The sequence below is a fragment of the uncultured Helicobacter sp. genome (assembly GCF_937893305.1).
Taxonomy (GTDB): domain Bacteria; phylum Campylobacterota; class Campylobacteria; order Campylobacterales; family Helicobacteraceae; genus Helicobacter_D.
This window is the reverse complement of record NZ_CALBGN010000012.1, coordinates 168,254-185,446: the sequence shown is the minus strand read 5'-3', so window position 1 is coordinate 185,446 and position 17,193 is coordinate 168,254. Positions and strand designations below refer to the sequence as shown.

13 protein-coding genes are annotated in these 17,193 nt (G+C 35.1%); 4 read left to right on the top strand and 9 right to left on the bottom strand.

Annotated elements, in window-relative coordinates; translation table 11 throughout:
* Nucleotides 1–35 precede the first annotated feature (35 nt).
* Entirely contained in the window at nucleotides 36–1,694 is a 1,659-nt protein-coding gene (locus Q0358_RS02920; protein ID WP_299546874.1) for a hypothetical protein, read from the top strand.
* A gap of 30 nt (nucleotides 1,695–1,724) precedes the next feature.
* On the opposite strand, the gene Q0358_RS02915 is transcribed toward Q0358_RS02920, so the two are convergent.
* The 3 genes from Q0358_RS02915 to cysK form a co-directional block, all read right to left on the bottom strand.
* The gene (locus tag Q0358_RS02915; RefSeq protein WP_299546871.1) at nucleotides 1,725–2,840 is read right to left on the bottom strand and encodes an Mrp/NBP35 family ATP-binding protein; all 1,116 of its coding nucleotides are present in this window, start codon (nucleotides 2,838–2,840) and stop codon (nucleotides 1,725–1,727) included.
* Nucleotides 2,837–4,183: a phosphomethylpyrimidine synthase ThiC gene (gene thiC, locus Q0358_RS02910; RefSeq protein ID WP_299546868.1), complete on the bottom strand. Its 1,347-nt coding sequence runs from the start codon at nucleotides 4,181–4,183 to the stop codon at nucleotides 2,837–2,839. Before thiC ends, Q0358_RS02915 begins: the two co-directional genes overlap by 4 nt.
* A gap of 376 nt (nucleotides 4,184–4,559) precedes the next feature.
* Nucleotides 4,560–5,477, bottom strand: coding sequence for a cysteine synthase A (cysK, locus tag Q0358_RS02905; protein WP_299546865.1), 918 nt, complete (start codon nucleotides 5,475–5,477; stop codon nucleotides 4,560–4,562).
* 231 nt (nucleotides 5,478–5,708) lie between these two features.
* On the opposite strand from cysK, the gene acnB reads away from it, so the two are divergent.
* The 3 genes from acnB to Q0358_RS02890 all read left to right on the top strand — a co-directional run bounded on the left by acnB (nucleotide 5,709) and on the right by Q0358_RS02890 (nucleotide 11,725).
* Nucleotides 5,709–8,255 (top strand): bifunctional aconitate hydratase 2/2-methylisocitrate dehydratase, encoded by a 2,547-nt coding sequence (acnB, locus tag Q0358_RS02900; protein ID WP_299546862.1) that lies wholly within the window; start codon nucleotides 5,709–5,711, stop codon nucleotides 8,253–8,255.
* A 179-nt stretch (nucleotides 8,256–8,434) separates the two neighbouring features.
* Nucleotides 8,435–9,472: a cytochrome-c peroxidase gene (locus Q0358_RS02895; RefSeq protein WP_299546859.1), complete on the top strand. Its 1,038-nt coding sequence runs from the start codon at nucleotides 8,435–8,437 to the stop codon at nucleotides 9,470–9,472.
* 222 nt (nucleotides 9,473–9,694) lie between these two features.
* Entirely contained in the window at nucleotides 9,695–11,725 is a 2,031-nt protein-coding gene (locus Q0358_RS02890; RefSeq protein WP_299546855.1) for a hypothetical protein, read from the top strand.
* A gap of 10 nt (nucleotides 11,726–11,735) precedes the next feature.
* On the opposite strand, the gene Q0358_RS02885 is transcribed toward Q0358_RS02890, so the two are convergent.
* The 6 genes from Q0358_RS02885 to Q0358_RS02860 all read right to left on the bottom strand — a co-directional run bounded on the left by Q0358_RS02885 (nucleotide 11,736) and on the right by Q0358_RS02860 (nucleotide 17,188).
* Nucleotides 11,736–12,641, bottom strand: a complete 906-nt coding sequence (locus tag Q0358_RS02885) for a phosphatidylglycerol lysyltransferase domain-containing protein (protein WP_299546852.1) — start codon at nucleotides 12,639–12,641, stop codon at nucleotides 11,736–11,738.
* A 40-nt stretch (nucleotides 12,642–12,681) separates the two neighbouring features.
* On the bottom strand, nucleotides 12,682–12,933 hold the full coding sequence (locus Q0358_RS02880; RefSeq protein WP_299546849.1) for a hypothetical protein: 252 nt from the start codon (nucleotides 12,931–12,933) through the stop codon (nucleotides 12,682–12,684).
* Nucleotides 12,920–13,297, bottom strand: a complete 378-nt coding sequence (gene fliS, locus Q0358_RS02875; protein ID WP_006802450.1) for a flagellar export chaperone FliS — start codon at nucleotides 13,295–13,297, stop codon at nucleotides 12,920–12,922. Before fliS ends, Q0358_RS02880 begins: the two co-directional genes overlap by 14 nt.
* A gap of 11 nt (nucleotides 13,298–13,308) precedes the next feature.
* The gene (gene fliD, locus Q0358_RS02870; RefSeq protein ID WP_299546834.1) at nucleotides 13,309–15,378 is read right to left on the bottom strand and encodes a flagellar filament capping protein FliD; all 2,070 of its coding nucleotides are present in this window, start codon (nucleotides 15,376–15,378) and stop codon (nucleotides 13,309–13,311) included.
* 18 nt (nucleotides 15,379–15,396) lie between these two features.
* A complete protein-coding gene (locus Q0358_RS02865; protein ID WP_299546831.1) occupies nucleotides 15,397–15,774 on the bottom strand; it encodes a FlaG family protein in 378 nt (125 codons plus the stop codon).
* A 79-nt stretch (nucleotides 15,775–15,853) separates the two neighbouring features.
* Complete coding sequence (locus Q0358_RS02860) at nucleotides 15,854–17,188, bottom strand: peptidoglycan DD-metalloendopeptidase family protein (protein WP_299546828.1); 1,335 nt, start codon at nucleotides 17,186–17,188, stop codon at nucleotides 15,854–15,856.
* Between the last annotated feature and the right edge of the window lie 5 nt (nucleotides 17,189–17,193).

Here is a 17,193-nt window from a genome sequence, read left to right as displayed (position 1 = left end):
GATTTGTAATCTCTTATAGCTTATAAAGGATAAATATGGCACAAAAAGCACTCTATGAAGAAGTGATTGATGAAATTGGCACGCAGACTTTGGCTCGCTTTGGATTAAATATCTTTAGCTTAAACACCTATGCGTCGTATGGGGCAAGTGTGCAAATGACGCTTGATACAAGCAAAGCATACAATCAACACAAGAATAATCCAGGATATTTTGGGCAAACTTATGAAGAGATTGATGTAGGTCATCAAAATATACAAGATTCTCTTTTAAACACTGGCAAGAAAACCTATACAACAGATACGCTCTATGATATTAAAAATACGCGTGAAATGCTTGCAAGCGGTAAAAAACTAGAGAATCTTAATGAGAAAGGTAGGGCAAAGATTCAGTATATTCTCACACATTATAGCGATGAAGTGAAAAATATGGATTTTGACAAGATTGGCGATTTTGCAACAAAGAATCATAATACCACAGATACAATAACCCTTGATAAAAATGGCAATGTAGTGCAATCTTCACAGCTCAAAGTCATTAAAGATACAGAAGGGTTGCTTAAAGACAGATATTTAAATGGTGATACAGCACCAGATACGCTTAAAGTGCCTTTTGATGAATATAAGACACATAAGGAAAACTTGGAAGCGATGATTGCAAAAGGAAAACAAAATCCAAATGATGAAAAAGCTGTTGCAAAAGCAGAACAAGCCAAAATCGCCCTAGAAAAGCTTAATGCAAGCAACACTTGCAATCGCCTTATGGCTGAAAATCCACGCACAACCGCAGTGCTTACTCAAAGCATAGCGGCAAGCGGACATATAGCTCAAGCAGGACTTAGCGATGCGATTGTTGTTGCTCTATCAACACTTGCAAATGGAATCATTTGGGAAGTAAAAGATATGTTGAGTGGCAAAGTGGATTCTGAAACTTCCATTATGACTAGAATCAAACGATTGTTGCAAAAGGTAAAAGAAACTTTTCAAAGTAATTTTACAAGGGGTGCTGGATTTGGTGCGATTGATGTAGTAGTTGGGATTGCAAGTCAAGTTTTTAAAAGTGTGGCTGGAAGTTTAAAGCAGCTTTGGGCAGCCATACGAACTTCTGCAAAGTCCATTTATAATGGTATATATTCTTATATAGAAGGTGAAATTAAGGATTTTAGAACGCTTACAAAAACGATTTTAAAATCTCTTTTTTCAGCATCTTGGGTTGTTGGGGTAGTAGGTTTAGAGGCACAAATGCAAACTGCATTGAGTGCTACGCCTTTAGCACCACTTGCCCCTTTTATAGCTCCTGTATTGGCTATTGTCGCAAGTGCATTTGCCGTTGTTGTTACAAGTAGAAGTATAGATATGGCAATAGATGCTCTCTTTGGTGTGTTTGCCGCAAGGAATGAGGCAAAGCTAAGGGCAGAAGAAATAGCAAATTTAGTTGTGGAAAAACTACCTGCATTAATGGAAAATAGAGAGACGCTAGAACAGCTTATTGAAGAAACACACCGCAAAAGATTAATGGCTATAGATTCTTCATTTAGAGATTATCAACTTGCCTATGCAAACAATAATGATATTGGAATCTATAATGCCCTCAATGGCATTTGTAATCTGTATGGAGAGACTTTATGCATTAAAAATATGGATGATGTCAAGCAGATATTAGAAATGCCAAATAGAACAGGAAAATTGCAGTTGTAGAGTTGGAATCTTTTTAGATTCCAACTTTTATTAAGATGAGCAGGCGGATTTTCCTGTATTAATAGGTTGAATTGCGGCATTATCAGCAAGTTTTTTAGTATTAACTTCTTCAATGAAATCCCAAAGCATTTTAGCTGCTTTTAAATATTCTTTAGCAGATTTTGAATCTGGGTGAAAATATACAATAGGTTTTCCACTATCTCCTCCCTCACGCACAACAGGTTCAATAGGGATTTGCGCTAGAACTTGTGTATTAAATGCGTTTGCAACTTCACTTGTTGTGCCTTTGCCAAAGATATCGTATTCTTCACCACAACCCGGACAAATAAAACCACTCATATTTTCTACGATTCCAGCAAGTGGGATTTTGAGTTTTGCAAACATATCTAAAGCCCTTGCTCCATCATCAAGTGCAACTTTTTGTGGAGTAGATACAGCAATACCAGCTGTTACAGGGACACTTTGAGCAAGTGTAAGTTGTGCATCACCGGTTCCTGGTGGCATATCAATCACCATAACATCAAGTTCTCCCCATAACACATCACTTAACATTTGCTCAATAGCGCGAATAATCATAGGACCACGCCAAATTAGACTTTGTCCCTCGTCATAAAGCACACCCATTGAAATCATCTCAATCCCATAAGCTTGCAAGGGGATAAGTTTTTTAAGCTTTTGATCAACCTCTGGTTTATCTTTTTCTAATCCTAACATTCTTGGCACATTTGGACCATAAATATCCGCATCAAGTAAAGCAACCTTTTTGCCTTGTTGTGCTAGAGCAATTGCTAGATTAACGCTTGTTGTGGATTTACCTACACCACCTTTTCCGCTGCTTACCATTACGAAATTTTTGATTTGCGGTGCAAGGTTTTTTGTGCTTTGTGGTTTTTGTGTTTGGGTTTGTGGCTTTGGTTGTTTGATGTCTAAATTAATCCTAGTGATTCCTTGTGTGTTAAGTTTTTGTGTGATATTTTCACGCAATTTCTCTGCAATCTCGCTTGAAGCTGATGGGATCTCTACGCGAATTGCCACAGAATCACCCTCTGTTAAAGTTTCTTTGACAAATCCAAAAGTTACAATATCCTTTTCAAAATTTGGATAAATCACTTCTTTTAAAAGATTAATTAATTGTTCTTGATTCATACGGCTTCCTTTTCTTGAGTATTTTCTATAATATCTTGTGAGATTTTGTAACTACAAAACTTTGGACCACACATTGAGCAAAACTTTGCGTCTTTAAACACTTCTTGAGGCAGGCTCTCGTCGTGGTATTCGCGTGCCCTTTCTGGATCTAAGGCAAGTTCAAATTGTTTATTCCAATCAAAATTGTAGCGTGCATTACTCATTGCATCATCTCTTAGTCTTGCATTTGTTCTGCCTCGTGCAATATCTGCTGCGTGTGCAGCGATTTTATAAGCAATAATACCTTCACGCACATCTTTTGCGTTTGGCAATCCTAAATGTTCTTTTGGTGTAACATAACAAAGCATTGCAACACCTTTCCAAGCAGCAATCGCTGCTCCCATAGCAGAAGCGATATGATCATATCCTGCGGCAATATCTGTAACAAGTGGTCCTAATACATAAAAAGGTGCTTCGTGGCAAAGCTCTTTTTGGAGCTCCACATTGCGCTCAATTTCATTTAATGGCACATGCCCAGGTCCTTCAATCATTACTTGAACATCTTTTTCCCAAGCTCTAAGTGTGAGTTCTCCTAAAACTTTAAGTTCGCCAAGCTGTGCTTCATCGCTAGAATCAGCCAAACAGCCCGGACGCAAAGAGTCTCCAAGGCTTAAAGATACATCGTATTTTTGACAAATTGCTAAAATATCATCAAAAGCTTCATAGAAAGGATTCTGCTTGTGATAATGCATCATCCACGCCGCCATTAAACTTCCGCCACGACTAACAATGCCCATTTTGCGTTTTGCAAGGCGTGGCATATGTTCTAATAAAAATCCACAATGGATTGTAAAATAGCTCACCCCTTGCTTTGCTTGTCGCTCCATAACTTCTAGCATTTTATCAATCGTTAAGGCATTAATATCGTTTTTTACATCGTGTAAAATTTGATAAATCGGCACAGTTCCAATTGGCACGCTAGAGTGTTTAATGACTGCCTCTCTAATAGAATCCAAATCGCCACCTGTGCTTAAATCCATAATTGTATCTGCTCCATATTTGATAGAAACAAGTGTTTTTTGCACTTCTTCATCAATAGAGCTTGCAAGCGCAGAACTACCTATATTAGAGTTGATTTTTGTGCGTGTTGCAACTCCAATACCCATAGGTTCTAAGTTTGTATGATTAATGTTTGCAGGTAAAATTAATCGTCCTTTGGCGATTTCTTTGCGCACAATTTCTGGATTTAAATGCTCTATGTTTGCAACATATTCCATTTCTTGTGTAATGATTCCCTTTTTAGCATAATGTAGCTGTGTGCGTATGGTGTCATTTTGACGGGATTGTACCCATTTGCTTCGCATAAATACTCCTTAATTTGCAAAATTTGGTTTTATAGTTTTTTAGATTATATTAAGGCAATAAGGTAACAAAATAAAAATAAATTTTAGCTTTTCTTTGTGTGAAATTTCATAAAATTTTAAAAACCAAACTTCTTTAAGGTTAAGTGCTTTTAAAAAATTTTATTAATGAAGAATAAAGAAAACTTAGAAAGATTTAATCGTTGAAAGAATCTAGCTAACACTTGAGGATTGTGCTAGCCTTAGACTCTTATGGTGATATTTTTCAAATGGGCGTTGTAATTATACTGAGAATTTCTCATAAAATTTTGTGATAATGTTACTTATTAAATCTTTAAATTTTGGATTCTATATTTCTTAGAATCTTAATTCTATAAAATTAATCTTCATAAAGTTCGGTGCTTAAATATCGCTCACCTGTATCACAAAGAATTGTTACAATATTTTTGCCCGGATTAGTTTTAGCGATTTCACGCGCTGCCCAAAGGTTTGCTCCACTTGAGATTCCAACTAAAACTCCTGCAGTCTTAGCAATTTCTCTAGCTTCTTTATATGCCCATTCTACATCAACTTTTAAAATTGTATCAATAAGGCTTTTTTCTAATGTATCTGGGATAAACCCTGCTCCTATTCCCTGAATCTTGTGAGGTCCGGGTGCTTCTCCGCTTAAGACTGCAGAATTTATGGGCTCTACAGCAATCACTTTTGCATTAGGATTGCGTTGTTTTAAGATAGAACCAACTCCGCTTAATGTCCCACCTGTGCCAACTGCTGAGATAAAAATATCTACTTGATTCTCTAGTGCTTCTAAAATCTCAAGTGCGGTATTTTCTCTGTGTGCTTTAGGGTTTGAAAGGTTTTGAAATTGCTGTAAAATTATAGAATTTGGCGTGTTTGTTTGAAGTTCTATAGCTTTTTCTACTGCGCCTTTCATTCCTTTTTCTTTTGGCGTTAGAACAAGTTTTGCTCCAAATGCCACCATAAGCCTTCTGCGCTCTATACTCATAGATTCTGGCATTGTAAGAATAAGTTTAATACCTTTTGCAGCGCAAACTGAAGCAAGTCCTATACCTGTGTTTCCGCTTGTTGGTTCAATAAGAATCGTTTCTTTGGTGATTGTTCCACTTTGAAGTGCATCTTCAATCATTCCTAGAGCAATTCTGTCTTTTACGGAGCTTGTAGGATTGAAAAACTCACATTTTGCAAAAATATTTGCTCCACACTCTTTGGAGAGTTTTTCTAGTTTTAGAAGTGGTGTGTTGCCGATTGCTTCGGTTATAGAATGGATAATTTTCATAAAAGAACTCCTTTTTAATTTTATTGTTAAAGATATTTAATGATTTTTTTAAAATATTGAAACTTATAATAAATTTAAAAATTTAAATTATTTTATAAATTGTAGAAAAAAAGCACATTTTTACACATTTTTTTAAAAAAGATTAAAAAATATTTATCTAATTTTATGCAAACAGGTGGATTTTTTTGTATGATTCTAAGTAAAACTAAAATACTTGCAAGGAGTTAGACAATGAGTTTCTTTGAAGAATATGATAAACAAGTGCAAGAACGCGCAAAACAAAATATTCCACCACTACCACTAACCAGAGAGCAAACACTAGAAGTGATTACGCTTTTAAAAAAGGGGGAGAGAACACAAGAGCTTATAGAATTGCTATCAAACCGCGTAAGTCCAGGAGTTGATGAAGCCGCACAAGTCAAGGCAGAGTTTTTGGATTCCATAGTAGAAGGAAAAGAAAAGATTAATGGAATCTCAAATGTAGAAGCTGTTAAGTTGCTTGGCACAATGCTTGGGGGTTACAATATTAATCCGCTTCTTAAGGCTTTAAAATCTAGCGATTCCACACTTGCAAAAGCTGCCACTGAAGCCTTAAAGCATACATTGCTTGTGTATGATGCGTTTAATGAGGTTGTAGAGATTTCTAAGAGTAATGTTTATGCTAAAGAAGTTTTGGAGTCTTGGGCAAATGCGGAGTGGTTTTTAAGTAAGCCTGCTTTAGAAGAGAAAATCACAGCAGTTGTTTTTAAGATTGATGGCGAAACTAACACAGATGATTTAAGTCCAGCTGGAGATGCTTTTACAAGAAGTGATATTCCGCTTCACGCTCAAGCAATGCTAAAGGCTAGAACGCAAAATGCTTTTGAGAGAATTGCGAAACTTAAAGAAAAAGGTTATCCGCTTGTTTATGTGGGAGATGTTGTGGGGACGGGTAGTTCTAGAAAATCTGCGTGTAACTCTCTTGTATGGCATATGGGGCGTGAGATTCCATATATTCCTAATAAAAAGGCTGGAGGATTAGTGATTGGTGGCGTGATTGCTCCAATTTTCTTTAATACTTGTGAAGATAGTGGTTGTTTGCCGATTGTTGCACCAGTTACCGAACTAAATGAAGGCGATGTAATTGAGATTTATCCTTTTAAGGGAGAGATTTGCAAAAATGGAGCTATCGTTTCTAGGTTTGATTTAAAACCTAACACAATGGCAGATGAAATCCGTGCTGGTGGTCGTATTAATTTGATTATTGGGCGCGGGCTAACCACAAAGGCTAGAGAAGTGCTAAATTTACCAAAAGAGGAGATTTTTGCCAAACCTGCACAGCCAAACTCTAGCGCAAAAGGCTTTACTTTAGCGCAAAAAATGGTAGGGCGTGCTTGTGGAGTGGATGGGATTTTGCCCGGAACTTATTGCGAGCCACGCGTTAGCACTGTTGGAAGTCAAGATACCACAGGAGCAATGACGAGAGATGAAGTAAAAGAGTTAGCTTCTCTTGGTTTTAGTGCGGATTTTGTACTTCAAAGCTTCTGTCATACTGCTGCTTATCCAAAGCCTGCTGATGTTAAATTGCATGCGACTTTGCCACAATTTATGAGTAGTCGTGGTGGAGTTGCCTTGCGTCCGGGAGATGGAGTGATTCATTCTTGGTTAAATCGTATGGTTTTGCCTGATGCTGTTGGCACAGGTGGGGATTCTCATACAAGATTCCCTATTGGAATTAGCTTTCCAGCAGGTAGTGGGCTAGTAGCTTTTGCTGCAGTTACGGGTTCTATGCCACTTGATATGCCAGAATCTGTGCTTGTGCGTTTTAGCGGTAAGTTGCAACCGGGTATTACACTTAGAGATTTGGTTAATGCGATTCCATATTATGCAATTAAACAAGGCTTGCTAACGGTTGAAAAAAAAGGAAAGAAAAATATTTTTAGTGGTAGAATTTTAGAGATTGAAGGCTTACCAGATTTGAAAGTGGAACAAGCGTTTGAGCTAAGTGATGCGAGCGCAGAGAGAAGTGCGGCAGCTTGTAGTGTTGCACTTAATAAAGAACCAATTATTGAGTATTTAAAATCCAATATTACATTGATTAATGCAATGATAGAAGCTGGGTATCAAGACGCAAAAACTTTACAAAGAAGAGCGCGAAAAATGCAAGAATGGATTGATAATCCTGTGTTATTAAAAGCAGATTCTAATGCGGAGTATGCAGCAGTGATTGAGATTGATCTTAATGAAGTTACAGAACCGATTCTTGCTTGCCCAAATGACCCTGATGATGTGGCAACGCTTAGTGAAATTTTAGGTGATTCTAAACGTCCACATAGAGTCGATGAAGTGTTTGTCGGAAGCTGTATGACAAATATTGGGCATTATCGCGCACTTGGTGAGGTTTTGCGTGGAGAGGGAATGGTGCCTACAACGCTTTGGGTAGCACCGCCTACAAAAATGGACGCAAAACAACTTACAGATGAAGGTTATTATTCTCTCTTTGGGGCTGCTGGAGCTAGAATTGAGATTCCGGGTTGTAGCTTGTGTATGGGGAATCAAGCGCGTGTTAGGGATAATGCGGTAGTATTTTCAACTTCTACAAGAAACTTTGATAATCGTATGGGTAAAGGAGCGCAAGTGTATCTTGGAAGTGCAGAGCTTGCAGCAGCGTGTGCTTTGCTGGGAAAAATTCCAAGCAAACAAGAGTATTTAGAGTTAATCCCTAAAAAGATTGAAGGTAAGGAGTCGCAAATCTATCGTTACTTAAATTTTAATCTTTTACAAGATTATACACTTTAAAAGCCTTAAAGGAATCCCTTTTGGGCTAAGTGTTACAAAATTTCTCATTTTGGTTAAATTTATTTTTTCTTTATATTATAATATCTAAAATCATACTTTTATTAATATTTTTACAAGTAAGACGCTTATAAAATCAGGCGTGATTATTTGACGATTAAATTTTGTATTAAGGAGTTTTTATGAAGCGATTTTTTGTATCGTTATCTACGCTTGTTGTTGTCTCTGCATTAACACTAAATGCAGCGGGTTCTAGTTTGCTTCAAAATGCAAAAGATAATGGGCTTGCTCCATTGCCCAGTAATCAAAGTGAAGTTGAAGCAATTTTTAAAGAAATGAATTTAAAATTCACTCCTTTTTCTGAAGAAAAAGTAGAGCTTGGGAAAAAATTGTATTTTGAACCGCGTCTCTCTAAAAGTGGTCTAATCTCCTGTAACACCTGTCATAACTTAGGTATGGGTGGAGCAGACGGTATCTCAGCTGCTGTTGGACATAAATGGACGGCAAACCCTAGTCATTTAAATTCACCAACAGTTTATAACTCTGTATTAAATCAAGTGCAGTTTTGGGACGGACGCGCTGCAACATTAGCAGATCAAGCAAAAGGTCCAATTGAAGCAGAGCCAGAAATGGCAACACCTGCAAAACTTGCGGTAGAAAAAATTTCTTCTATGCCAGAATATAAAGCAGAGTTTGAAAAGATTTATGGAAAAAAAGGCTTAACATTTGATAATATTGCTGATGCAATTGCAACTTTTGAGCGCACTTTAATCACCCCTTCACGCTATGATGCTTTCTTAAAAGGAGATGAGAAAGCTTTAAGCAAAGAAGAGAAAAAAGGTTTAGAAGTGTTTATGGATAAAGGCTGCACAACTTGCCATTCAGGTCCAAATCTTGGTGGAACAATGCAAGCATTTGAAGTGGTTAATAAATATAAATTCGCAAATGTTGGAAACTTTAAGGGGGATGTTAATGGTATGGTAAAAACTCCAACATTGCGTAATGTTGCTGAAACTGCCCCATATTTTCATAATGGAGCAGTTTGGAGTTTAACAGATGCAATTAAAGAAATGGGGAGCATACAATTGGGTATTAAGATTTCTGATAAAGAAGCAAAGCAAATTGCAACTTTCTTAAATGCTTTAACAGGTGAAAAGCCAAAAATTGTATATCCACAACTTCCAGCTTCTACCGAAAAAACACCAAAACCAGAACTTTAAGGTTTTCTTTTAAAAGGATTTCATTTGTTGGAATCCTTTTGATGCTTTTGTGTTTTTTAGATTCCAATTTTTTACGCTTTTATTTTATTGTTAAATTTAATAATTTTTGTGTGTTGTTTAAAGAATTTATCAATTAAGTTGTGAAAGTCTTAATAAAAATTGCATTATTTTCAGATTATATTGCTATAATTTCAAAATTTTATTAACAAGCAAGGATAATCAATGGAACAATCTGTTGCCAATATTTTAAATAATTATGTTCCGATGGTGCAGCGCTATCAATCACAATTTTCATCATTAAACACTTTATTAAGTAAAACAACTTTAACAGGAAAAATCAGTTCTCTTGATATTGCTGAAAATTTATTTGACTATATGGAGAAAACACAAGAAAAATTTGAAAATCTTCAAGATGAGTTAATTCATACAATTATGGAGCAGAATTTTTATAATGCCTATGAAGAAGCATTGACCTCTGCAAGATTAATTGGCAGTGCGATTGGGAATTTCATTAGGGGCTGCCATGAAAGCATTTCAGAACTTTCTAAGGATAAGAGTTTGCATAATTTTGCCGTAGATTTTGTCAATGCTTTAGAGAAGGAAAGTGCAAGTGAATCTTTAGAAAGAATTTTAAATATTTTACAAAATTTTGGTAAAAACTCTCAAGAGGCTTATAAAGATATTTTTCTATTTGGTAATGATGGGGCTTTAATTAAAGGTTTAAACTATGTAGGAGAACAAGAATATAACAGAAAAACAAAGCTTCCTTATGTGCTAGAAGCTAGCAAAATGGAATCTTACGCGGAATATTGTCAAAAAACAGATTTTTATAATGTGGTAGAAGATATTCAAGATGATAAGTTAGAATTGTTTTTTGTAGTTCCATTGCGTGCAAACAAGGAGTCTGCAGTTTGTATGACAGCAGTGTTTGTTATGAATATCCAAGAAAAAGTCAAGGCAATTTTGGGACAATTCCCCTATCGCTTGCCACAAGCAAATTTGGTTGTAATGAACACAAAAGAACATATCGTGTTTTCAGATAATGTGCGCACATTTCCTATTGGACAGATTTTAGCATTAAACAAGCATAAGGAACATACATTTTTAGAAAATCGTTCTAAAACTTGTATGGTAGCAATTAGCGAGATAAATGGGCTAGATCATTTAGAAAGCGTAATAAAAACTTGTAGTGTTTGTAGAATCGTTCCTTTGTATGTTGCATTTGATACAAAACGCCAAACAAAAAGAGAAATTGATGATTTTTTATTGGAAGATTCTTTATTGATTACCGAAGATCTTGATCGTGTGATTGCTGAAGGTGAGAATATTAATGAAGAACTTGGTGATGTTGTGATTAATGGTGAGATTATTGCTTCAAAAAGTCATTCTTATGCTTTAAATCCGATTCTTAATAATATTAGAATTTTAAGCGAAGAAATGAATACACTATGTCTTCAATCTACAGGTGAATTGCAAAAAGGGATTTATAGTGCGCTTTTTAATATTGTAGAGTATTATTCTAAGTCTCTTGTTTTTACTACAGATAGACTTTTTGCAAAGGCAATTAGAGATGTAGATCAAATTAGTGAAAATACAGAGTTTGCGGAATATCTTAGTAAAGTTGGACAAGAAGGAGTTTTGGATACTGAAGTTAAGGCTTCTTTGGCGTCTTTGGAGAAAGATTTTTCTAGTTTTTATAATGTGGTGCTTTTTGATAAAGAAGGTGCGATTTTGTTAAATGGACTTGATGATAATACAATCAATCAAAAGAAAATTAACTTCTGTGGTACAACAAGTTCAAGTGATGTGATTGTTTCTGGTTTTGAATCTTCATTTTTATACAATGATAAACCAACAATGCTAATGTATCGGTATTTAAAAGATTCTACACATCATTTAGTAGGAGGGCTTGTTTTTGTGCTAGATTTTGTTAAGATACAAGATACTTTAAATCAGGTTTTGTCAAATGATTCTAAAATCCTTTCACAAGATAGTGAGATTTTTAGTGTTGTGTTTGATGATAATAAAAATGTTTTGGCTACAACAAAGAGTGATTTGAACTTCGATGAATTTTTACATAATGATGTGGTTGATTTTAAAAATCTTAAGAAGATGAGCCAAATTTTAAAAATTGGACAAAAATACTATCTTGTTTGTAGTGATATTTGTCAACAAGGTATCTTTACGGAATACACACGTAAAGCTTTGCACTCCGTAATTTTTGTTGCAGTTAAAGAAGAAAAATTAGATTAAAAGTTAGAATTTAATTTTCTTTTAAAAATGCGTCAAATTTCTCTTGCAGATATAAAGGCTGATAGGATTGCTTCGCTTTTCTTAAGCCTTCAATCCCTAAATCTTCTTCGCGATTAACAAGCTTATAATTGCTCCAAGCGTTTGCCAAAAACTCTCTATTGATTGCTTGATATGCTCCTTGAAACTCAATATCTGCTTTTTCAATGTGGATAACAATTGTGTCTTTGTTTAAAGGTTCTCCAAAGCTAAATGCGATGATTTTTCCATCGACACGCAAGATTCCACCCTGAAAGTCAAGGTTTTCAAACTCTTTTAAGGATTCTATAATTCCAACATATTCATTGCGCAATCCATCATTTGCATCATCACTGATTTTTCCAAACCAAGCCTGATAGGTGCTTATAAGTTCATTAACATTTTGTGGATTTAGTGCTTCATAACTGAAAGAATAGCGTTCCACAAAACGATTTAGATGTGTTTTTTTCTTGTGATATTTTTTGCCTTTGAGTTCAATAAGTTCTGGAATAGAGTAGATGTAATCGCTTCTATCTTCTCTGTAAAAAAAATCAAATGTGTTTGGCATAAGTGTTTCTAGCTCTTCTTTATCTGCTTGGCTTAATGAGTGAATGGAGAATTTTAATCCCTTGCCCTTGCAGGATTCCATAATTTGTAATATCGTCTGTTTTTTTGAGTCTAAATTGTTATTTTTATGAATAGGATAGAAGATGAAGGGATTTTGATCTGGATATTGTGTTTTAATTACAAGACAATCGTTTAAAATCATATAACTAATATGTCTTGCATAGTGCCAAAGGTAAAGATTAGTGAAAGTAAGATCTGAAACTAAAATTTGATGTGAAGTAAAAAAACTTGTCAATAATTTCTTATCTTCAATATCAATCGGTTTCCATTGCATAAAAACTCCTCCAAAAAAAGAGAAATTTTAACTCAAAACTTTAAAAAGATAAATTAAGTTTGGATACTTTTTCTTCTTTGGGGAGAAAATTTTTGGTTTGTTTGAGTTTTTTCATTTCAACGCCTAGCCTATCTTTTTGAGCTTTTGCGTATTCTGTGATTTGCTCCATAATTGCTAGAGCTTCAAACATTTCATCGCGTGTTTTTAGGATTGGTAGATTATCTAATAATTCACTCATTTTGTTGTCGTTTTTGTTTAGATACGCTACTTTTAGTTCGTTAAGCCAATTCATGATTTACCTCTTTCCAAGCTTCTAGCAAGCCTTTTGTTACTTTGATTACAATATCAATTTTTTCTTTACTATTTTCCATATTTGCTTGTGTTAAAAGCTTGATTTGGTGCGTGTAAAGTCCCGTCAAATAATGCGCAACCTGTCCGCCTTTCTCATAATCTAGTGAGTTTAATAACTCTACAAAAATATCTGTGGTGCGATTAATATAATAAATCTTTTTTTCAATATCTTGTGAGTCAATGCAACGCTTCGCCATCGAAGCAAAGCGCAAAATTCCTTCATACAGCATTTCTACAAGTCTTGCAGGAGATTCCACTGCAACAGAGTTTTGTTGATATGAGTTATAAGCTAAATTCCCCTTCATTATTTAAGCCTTTATGAATTCATAGATTGTTGAATCATTTGTGTAACAACTTGTGATTGTTGCTGTGTTTTTGCGATTAACTGATCATATGCAGACCACTTAGAAGCCATAGTTTCATAGCGCAAATCAATGCTTTCTTGAGTAGAAGTTTTGTCCTTATCTAAAGTCTTTTGTTCATCAATAAGCTTGGATTCTAAAATTTTAAGTGTGGATTTATCTCCTGTGATTAATCCATCCATTGTGTTGCGTAATTTTGTAAAGACTCCATCTATTTCTACACTTTCCCCTTTGATAGTGCTTGTAGAACTTCTAAAGAAAGAGATTGCTGTATCTGGATCTTCCTTATAGGCGGTTTCAAACTTGCTTTTGTCAAATTTCAATGTGCCATCTTCGTTCATATAAAGCCCATAACCTACAAGGTTTTTCCCATTAGCGTCATTAGAAGTAATTAGAGTATTGATTTGACGCACAATGCTTCTAATCTCGCTATTTCCATTAAATACACCAGCAATTTCTGTTTCTTCATCATATTTAACAAGCTCTTGGATTTTGTTATACATTTCGTTGTAACTTTCTACAAGTGCTTCCATTGCTTCTGAAATTCCTTCATCGTTCCTTGAAACGCGCACGGTAACTTCTTTATCCTTTTCTGTAACTGCTGTAAGCTCTAAGGATAATCCAGAAACGACATCATCAATATTGTTTTTATCGCGTTCAATTTTGATTCCATTGTAAGTAAATTCAGCATTTTGTCCTTTTTGAATATTTGTGATTTTCATTTCGCTTAAGAAACTTTGAGAAGAAGTAAATGTCCCAGATTTTAGACCAATAGCATCTAAAATTTCTGCTTTTTCTTTATCGTCTTTGCCTTCTGCTCCGATTTTAACTTCTTTGCCACCTTTGCTATTTAAGATAAGTTTGCCATTTTCTACTTTAGCTTCAACTTGGTTTTGAAGTTTTGAATTTTTATTGATTGCATCTGCTATTGCCTTAGCATTTTCTTCGCTTGTTGCGCCTACTTTACCAATGGTGCTTAAATCAATCTTTTCACCATTAATAGTAATTGTTCCTTTTAACTCACCGCCCGCTACACTTTTACTTCCGGTGATTAAATCTTTTGTCCCAGTTTCTTTTTTAGTAAATCCTAAGTCTGTGTCTGTTTCGCTTACACCATCTGTTGCTTGCACTTTAGCATTGACTACGTTCACTTTGATAGGATTTCCGGTTGAGTCATTAAATAACAAGCCTTTTCCGCTATTGTTTAAGTCAATTGTGATTTCACCTTTATCAACCTTATCTTTTAAGTCTTTATTTTGTGGCTTTTCCAACTCTTTATTGATTGCATCTAACATTAGTTTTGCATTGTCTTTTGCCTCATTGCCAAACTTACTGCCAATTTGACTTAAATCTACAGAAAGTTTTTTACCGCCAATTTCAACTTCAAGTGTTCCTTGTGTGATTTTGCCGCCCGGAGCTGCAGCACTCTCTAATGTGCTTCCAAAGTAGATTTTATTGTTTTTTCCAGAGTCTTTACTTTGGATCATAAGACGGTAAGGATTATCTCCGCCTGTTTTCATAATAATTCCAGAAACTTTACCGCCTGTTGCGTCGGTGATACTTTGAGAAACTTCAGAAAGTGTTGCGCCTGCTTTTACATCAATGCTGTAATTTGTGCCATCGTGATAAAAGTCAATTGTTGTATTTTTGTTGCTAAATACAGCATCTCTTGATGCAAACTGCATTCCTAGTTGATTGACATCATTTTGGGCAAGTTGATTAACATTAATTTTAATATCTTGGATTGCTAAACCTTCTCCAGCAGTTGCTTTAACACCATTTCCTTCCACAGAAGTATTGCGTTGCTGATAAGTGCTATAATCAGAAAGTTTTTTAAAACTAGAATTTAATGAAGTCATCATTGTCATAAGCGAAGTAAGCTCTGTTTGTTGCTTCATATTTGCTTCTATTTTTTTAGCGATTGGATCAATTCTCCATTTCACTTCTTGGTCTTTCATTTGGTTAATAACATCCCAGCTTAAGTTACTTCCAATTCCTAAAACAGCCATAGAACCTAAAGCCATAACAATCTCCTTATAAAATTATGCTTGTTTGTTAAAGATAATCCCAACAACTTCTTTCATTTTTGCCATTAACTCCATTGCTTCATCGCTTGGAATCTTTCTAATGACGCGATTGGTATCACGCTCACTTACAGTTACATAAAGTCCTTCAATATCTTCACTAAAACCAAATGTAACATTTGTATTTAGCGGATTTAATTCTTTATTTAGCTGTTGCGCAAGCTCATTTAGCTTTTCTTTTTGCTCTTGTATTTTCTGCTCTTCATTTATGCTTTCCATTTCTTTTTGGATTGCCTGTGTTTTTGTAGGAGCTTGCATTTCATTTTTATGCTGTTGAGAATACATAGCACTGCTCTTAGTGCTAGCAATATTCGTTCCAAGTTCATTTACATTCATATTGCCTCCTTGCAAAGAATTATTAATCTGTGTAGTATATCGGATATTTTATTTAAAAGATAAGAGTTTTTGTAAAATTTTAGATATTTTTTGTGCTAATAAGTTCAAGTGGATCAATATGCTTGTCTTTAAGAGTTACTTCAAACTTTAGTGCGTTTTCTACGCGTCCTATGGTGTAGCCCTTTTTTACAGAGCGTCCGGGCTTGATTGTGGGGGCAATCTTGTCAAGTTGAGCGTAAATGGTGTGCATATTATTTTTGTGTTCAATGATGACAACGCGCTTTAAAATTGGCGTATCTTTAGCAAACACAACTTTGCCATCAAGCACGCTTTTGACTTTGTCATCACCTTTTGGAGTAAGTGTTACAGACTCATTGAAAACTTTCATTTTATAGACAGGATCAAAATAAGGTCCAAAGCGTTTTTCAATGGCAAAATTATCTAGTGGAGCAATAGTTTTTGTGCCTTTATATTTTGTGGTGCTAATATCGTGATAAGAGTTTGCCACTTGCCGCACATCAAAGCCATCAGAAGATTTAATGGGTTCTTTTGTGGATGGCTTGGTGGCTGATTTTGGTTGTGAGGCTGGCATTGTGCCTTTGGTTTTATCATTTGTGTGAGCGGTTTTGGATTCCAACTTTTGCTTGGATTGTTCTTGTGCTAGGCGTTTTTCTTCTTCTAGGGCTTTTTTGCGCTTCGCTTCTTCTTGGTTTTTTAAGATGTTAAGATTGACTAGAATATCTTGCACTGCATCACGCTCTTTGACAATTTTTTGAAGCTCGTTGTTGTATTTTGTAATTTCTTTTTGATAGTTTGCAATTAGTGTTGTTTGCTTGTTTTGAAGCTCTTTTAAATTTTTGCGCTTTTTGTTTTCTGTGTCAATAAATTTTTTTAGTATAGTGATTTCATTTTGGAGGTTTTGAAGTGTAGCAATTGTTTGGCTTTGTTTAATACTTAGTTCTTTTAAATGAGATTTTGTAGCATCACTTAGGGTTCTAAAGCTTTCTTCTGTAATTAAATCTTGGATAGATTCTGGCTGAAAATCGTTTAGCAAAATCACAAAAGAGATGTCTTTTAAGATTAAATTTGTAATTTCTGCTTCAATTTTTTTGCGTGTTTGAAACAGAGAGTCTTGGTTGCTTGATAGACTTTTAATGAGTGCTTGTTTGTTTTCATACTCTTTTTGATTTTTGGCAATGTTTTCTTCACTTAAGAGAATAATTTGTTCTAAATCTTTGCTTTCTTTTTCTTGTTTGTTGATTGCGTCGCCTAGTTCTTGGAGTTTGGCGTTAATTTGCGCTTCTTTTTTCTTTTTGTTTTCTAATGTGGTTTGGTTTTGTGAGATTTTTTTGCGAAGATCTGTTTGAGCGTTTAGAAGTAAAAAACAAAAGCACAAAAACACAAAAGCACGCATTTAAT

Bases quoted from the DNA above. Each gene is read 5' to 3' on its own strand.
- acnB (WP_299546862.1), top strand. From the start codon at position 5,709: ATGAGTTTCTTTGAAGAATATGATAAACAAGTGCAAGAACGCGCAAAA.
- Q0358_RS02920 (WP_299546874.1), top strand. From the start codon at position 36: ATGGCACAAAAAGCACTCTATGAAGAAGTGATTGATGAAATTGGCACG.
- Q0358_RS02895 (WP_299546859.1), top strand. From the start codon at position 8,435: ATGAAGCGATTTTTTGTATCGTTATCTACGCTTGTTGTTGTCTCTGCA.
- Q0358_RS02885 (WP_299546852.1), bottom strand. From the start codon at position 12,641: ATGCAATGGAAACCGATTGATATTGAAGATAAGAAATTATTGACAAGT.
- fliS (WP_006802450.1), bottom strand. From the start codon at position 13,297: ATGAAGGGGAATTTAGCTTATAACTCATATCAACAAAACTCTGTTGCA.
- Q0358_RS02890 (WP_299546855.1), top strand. From the start codon at position 9,695: ATGGAACAATCTGTTGCCAATATTTTAAATAATTATGTTCCGATGGTG.
- thiC (WP_299546868.1), bottom strand. From the start codon at position 4,183: ATGCGAAGCAAATGGGTACAATCCCGTCAAAATGACACCATACGCACA.
- cysK (WP_299546865.1), bottom strand. From the start codon at position 5,477: ATGAAAATTATCCATTCTATAACCGAAGCAATCGGCAACACACCACTT.
- fliD (WP_299546834.1), bottom strand. From the start codon at position 15,378: ATGGCTTTAGGTTCTATGGCTGTTTTAGGAATTGGAAGTAACTTAAGC.
- Q0358_RS02915 (WP_299546871.1), bottom strand. From the start codon at position 2,840: ATGAATCAAGAACAATTAATTAATCTTTTAAAAGAAGTGATTTATCCA.
- Q0358_RS02865 (WP_299546831.1), bottom strand. From the start codon at position 15,774: ATGAATGTAAATGAACTTGGAACGAATATTGCTAGCACTAAGAGCAGT.
- Q0358_RS02880 (WP_299546849.1), bottom strand. From the start codon at position 12,933: ATGAATTGGCTTAACGAACTAAAAGTAGCGTATCTAAACAAAAACGAC.
- Q0358_RS02860 (WP_299546828.1), bottom strand. From the start codon at position 17,188: ATGCGTGCTTTTGTGTTTTTGTGCTTTTGTTTTTTACTTCTAAACGCT.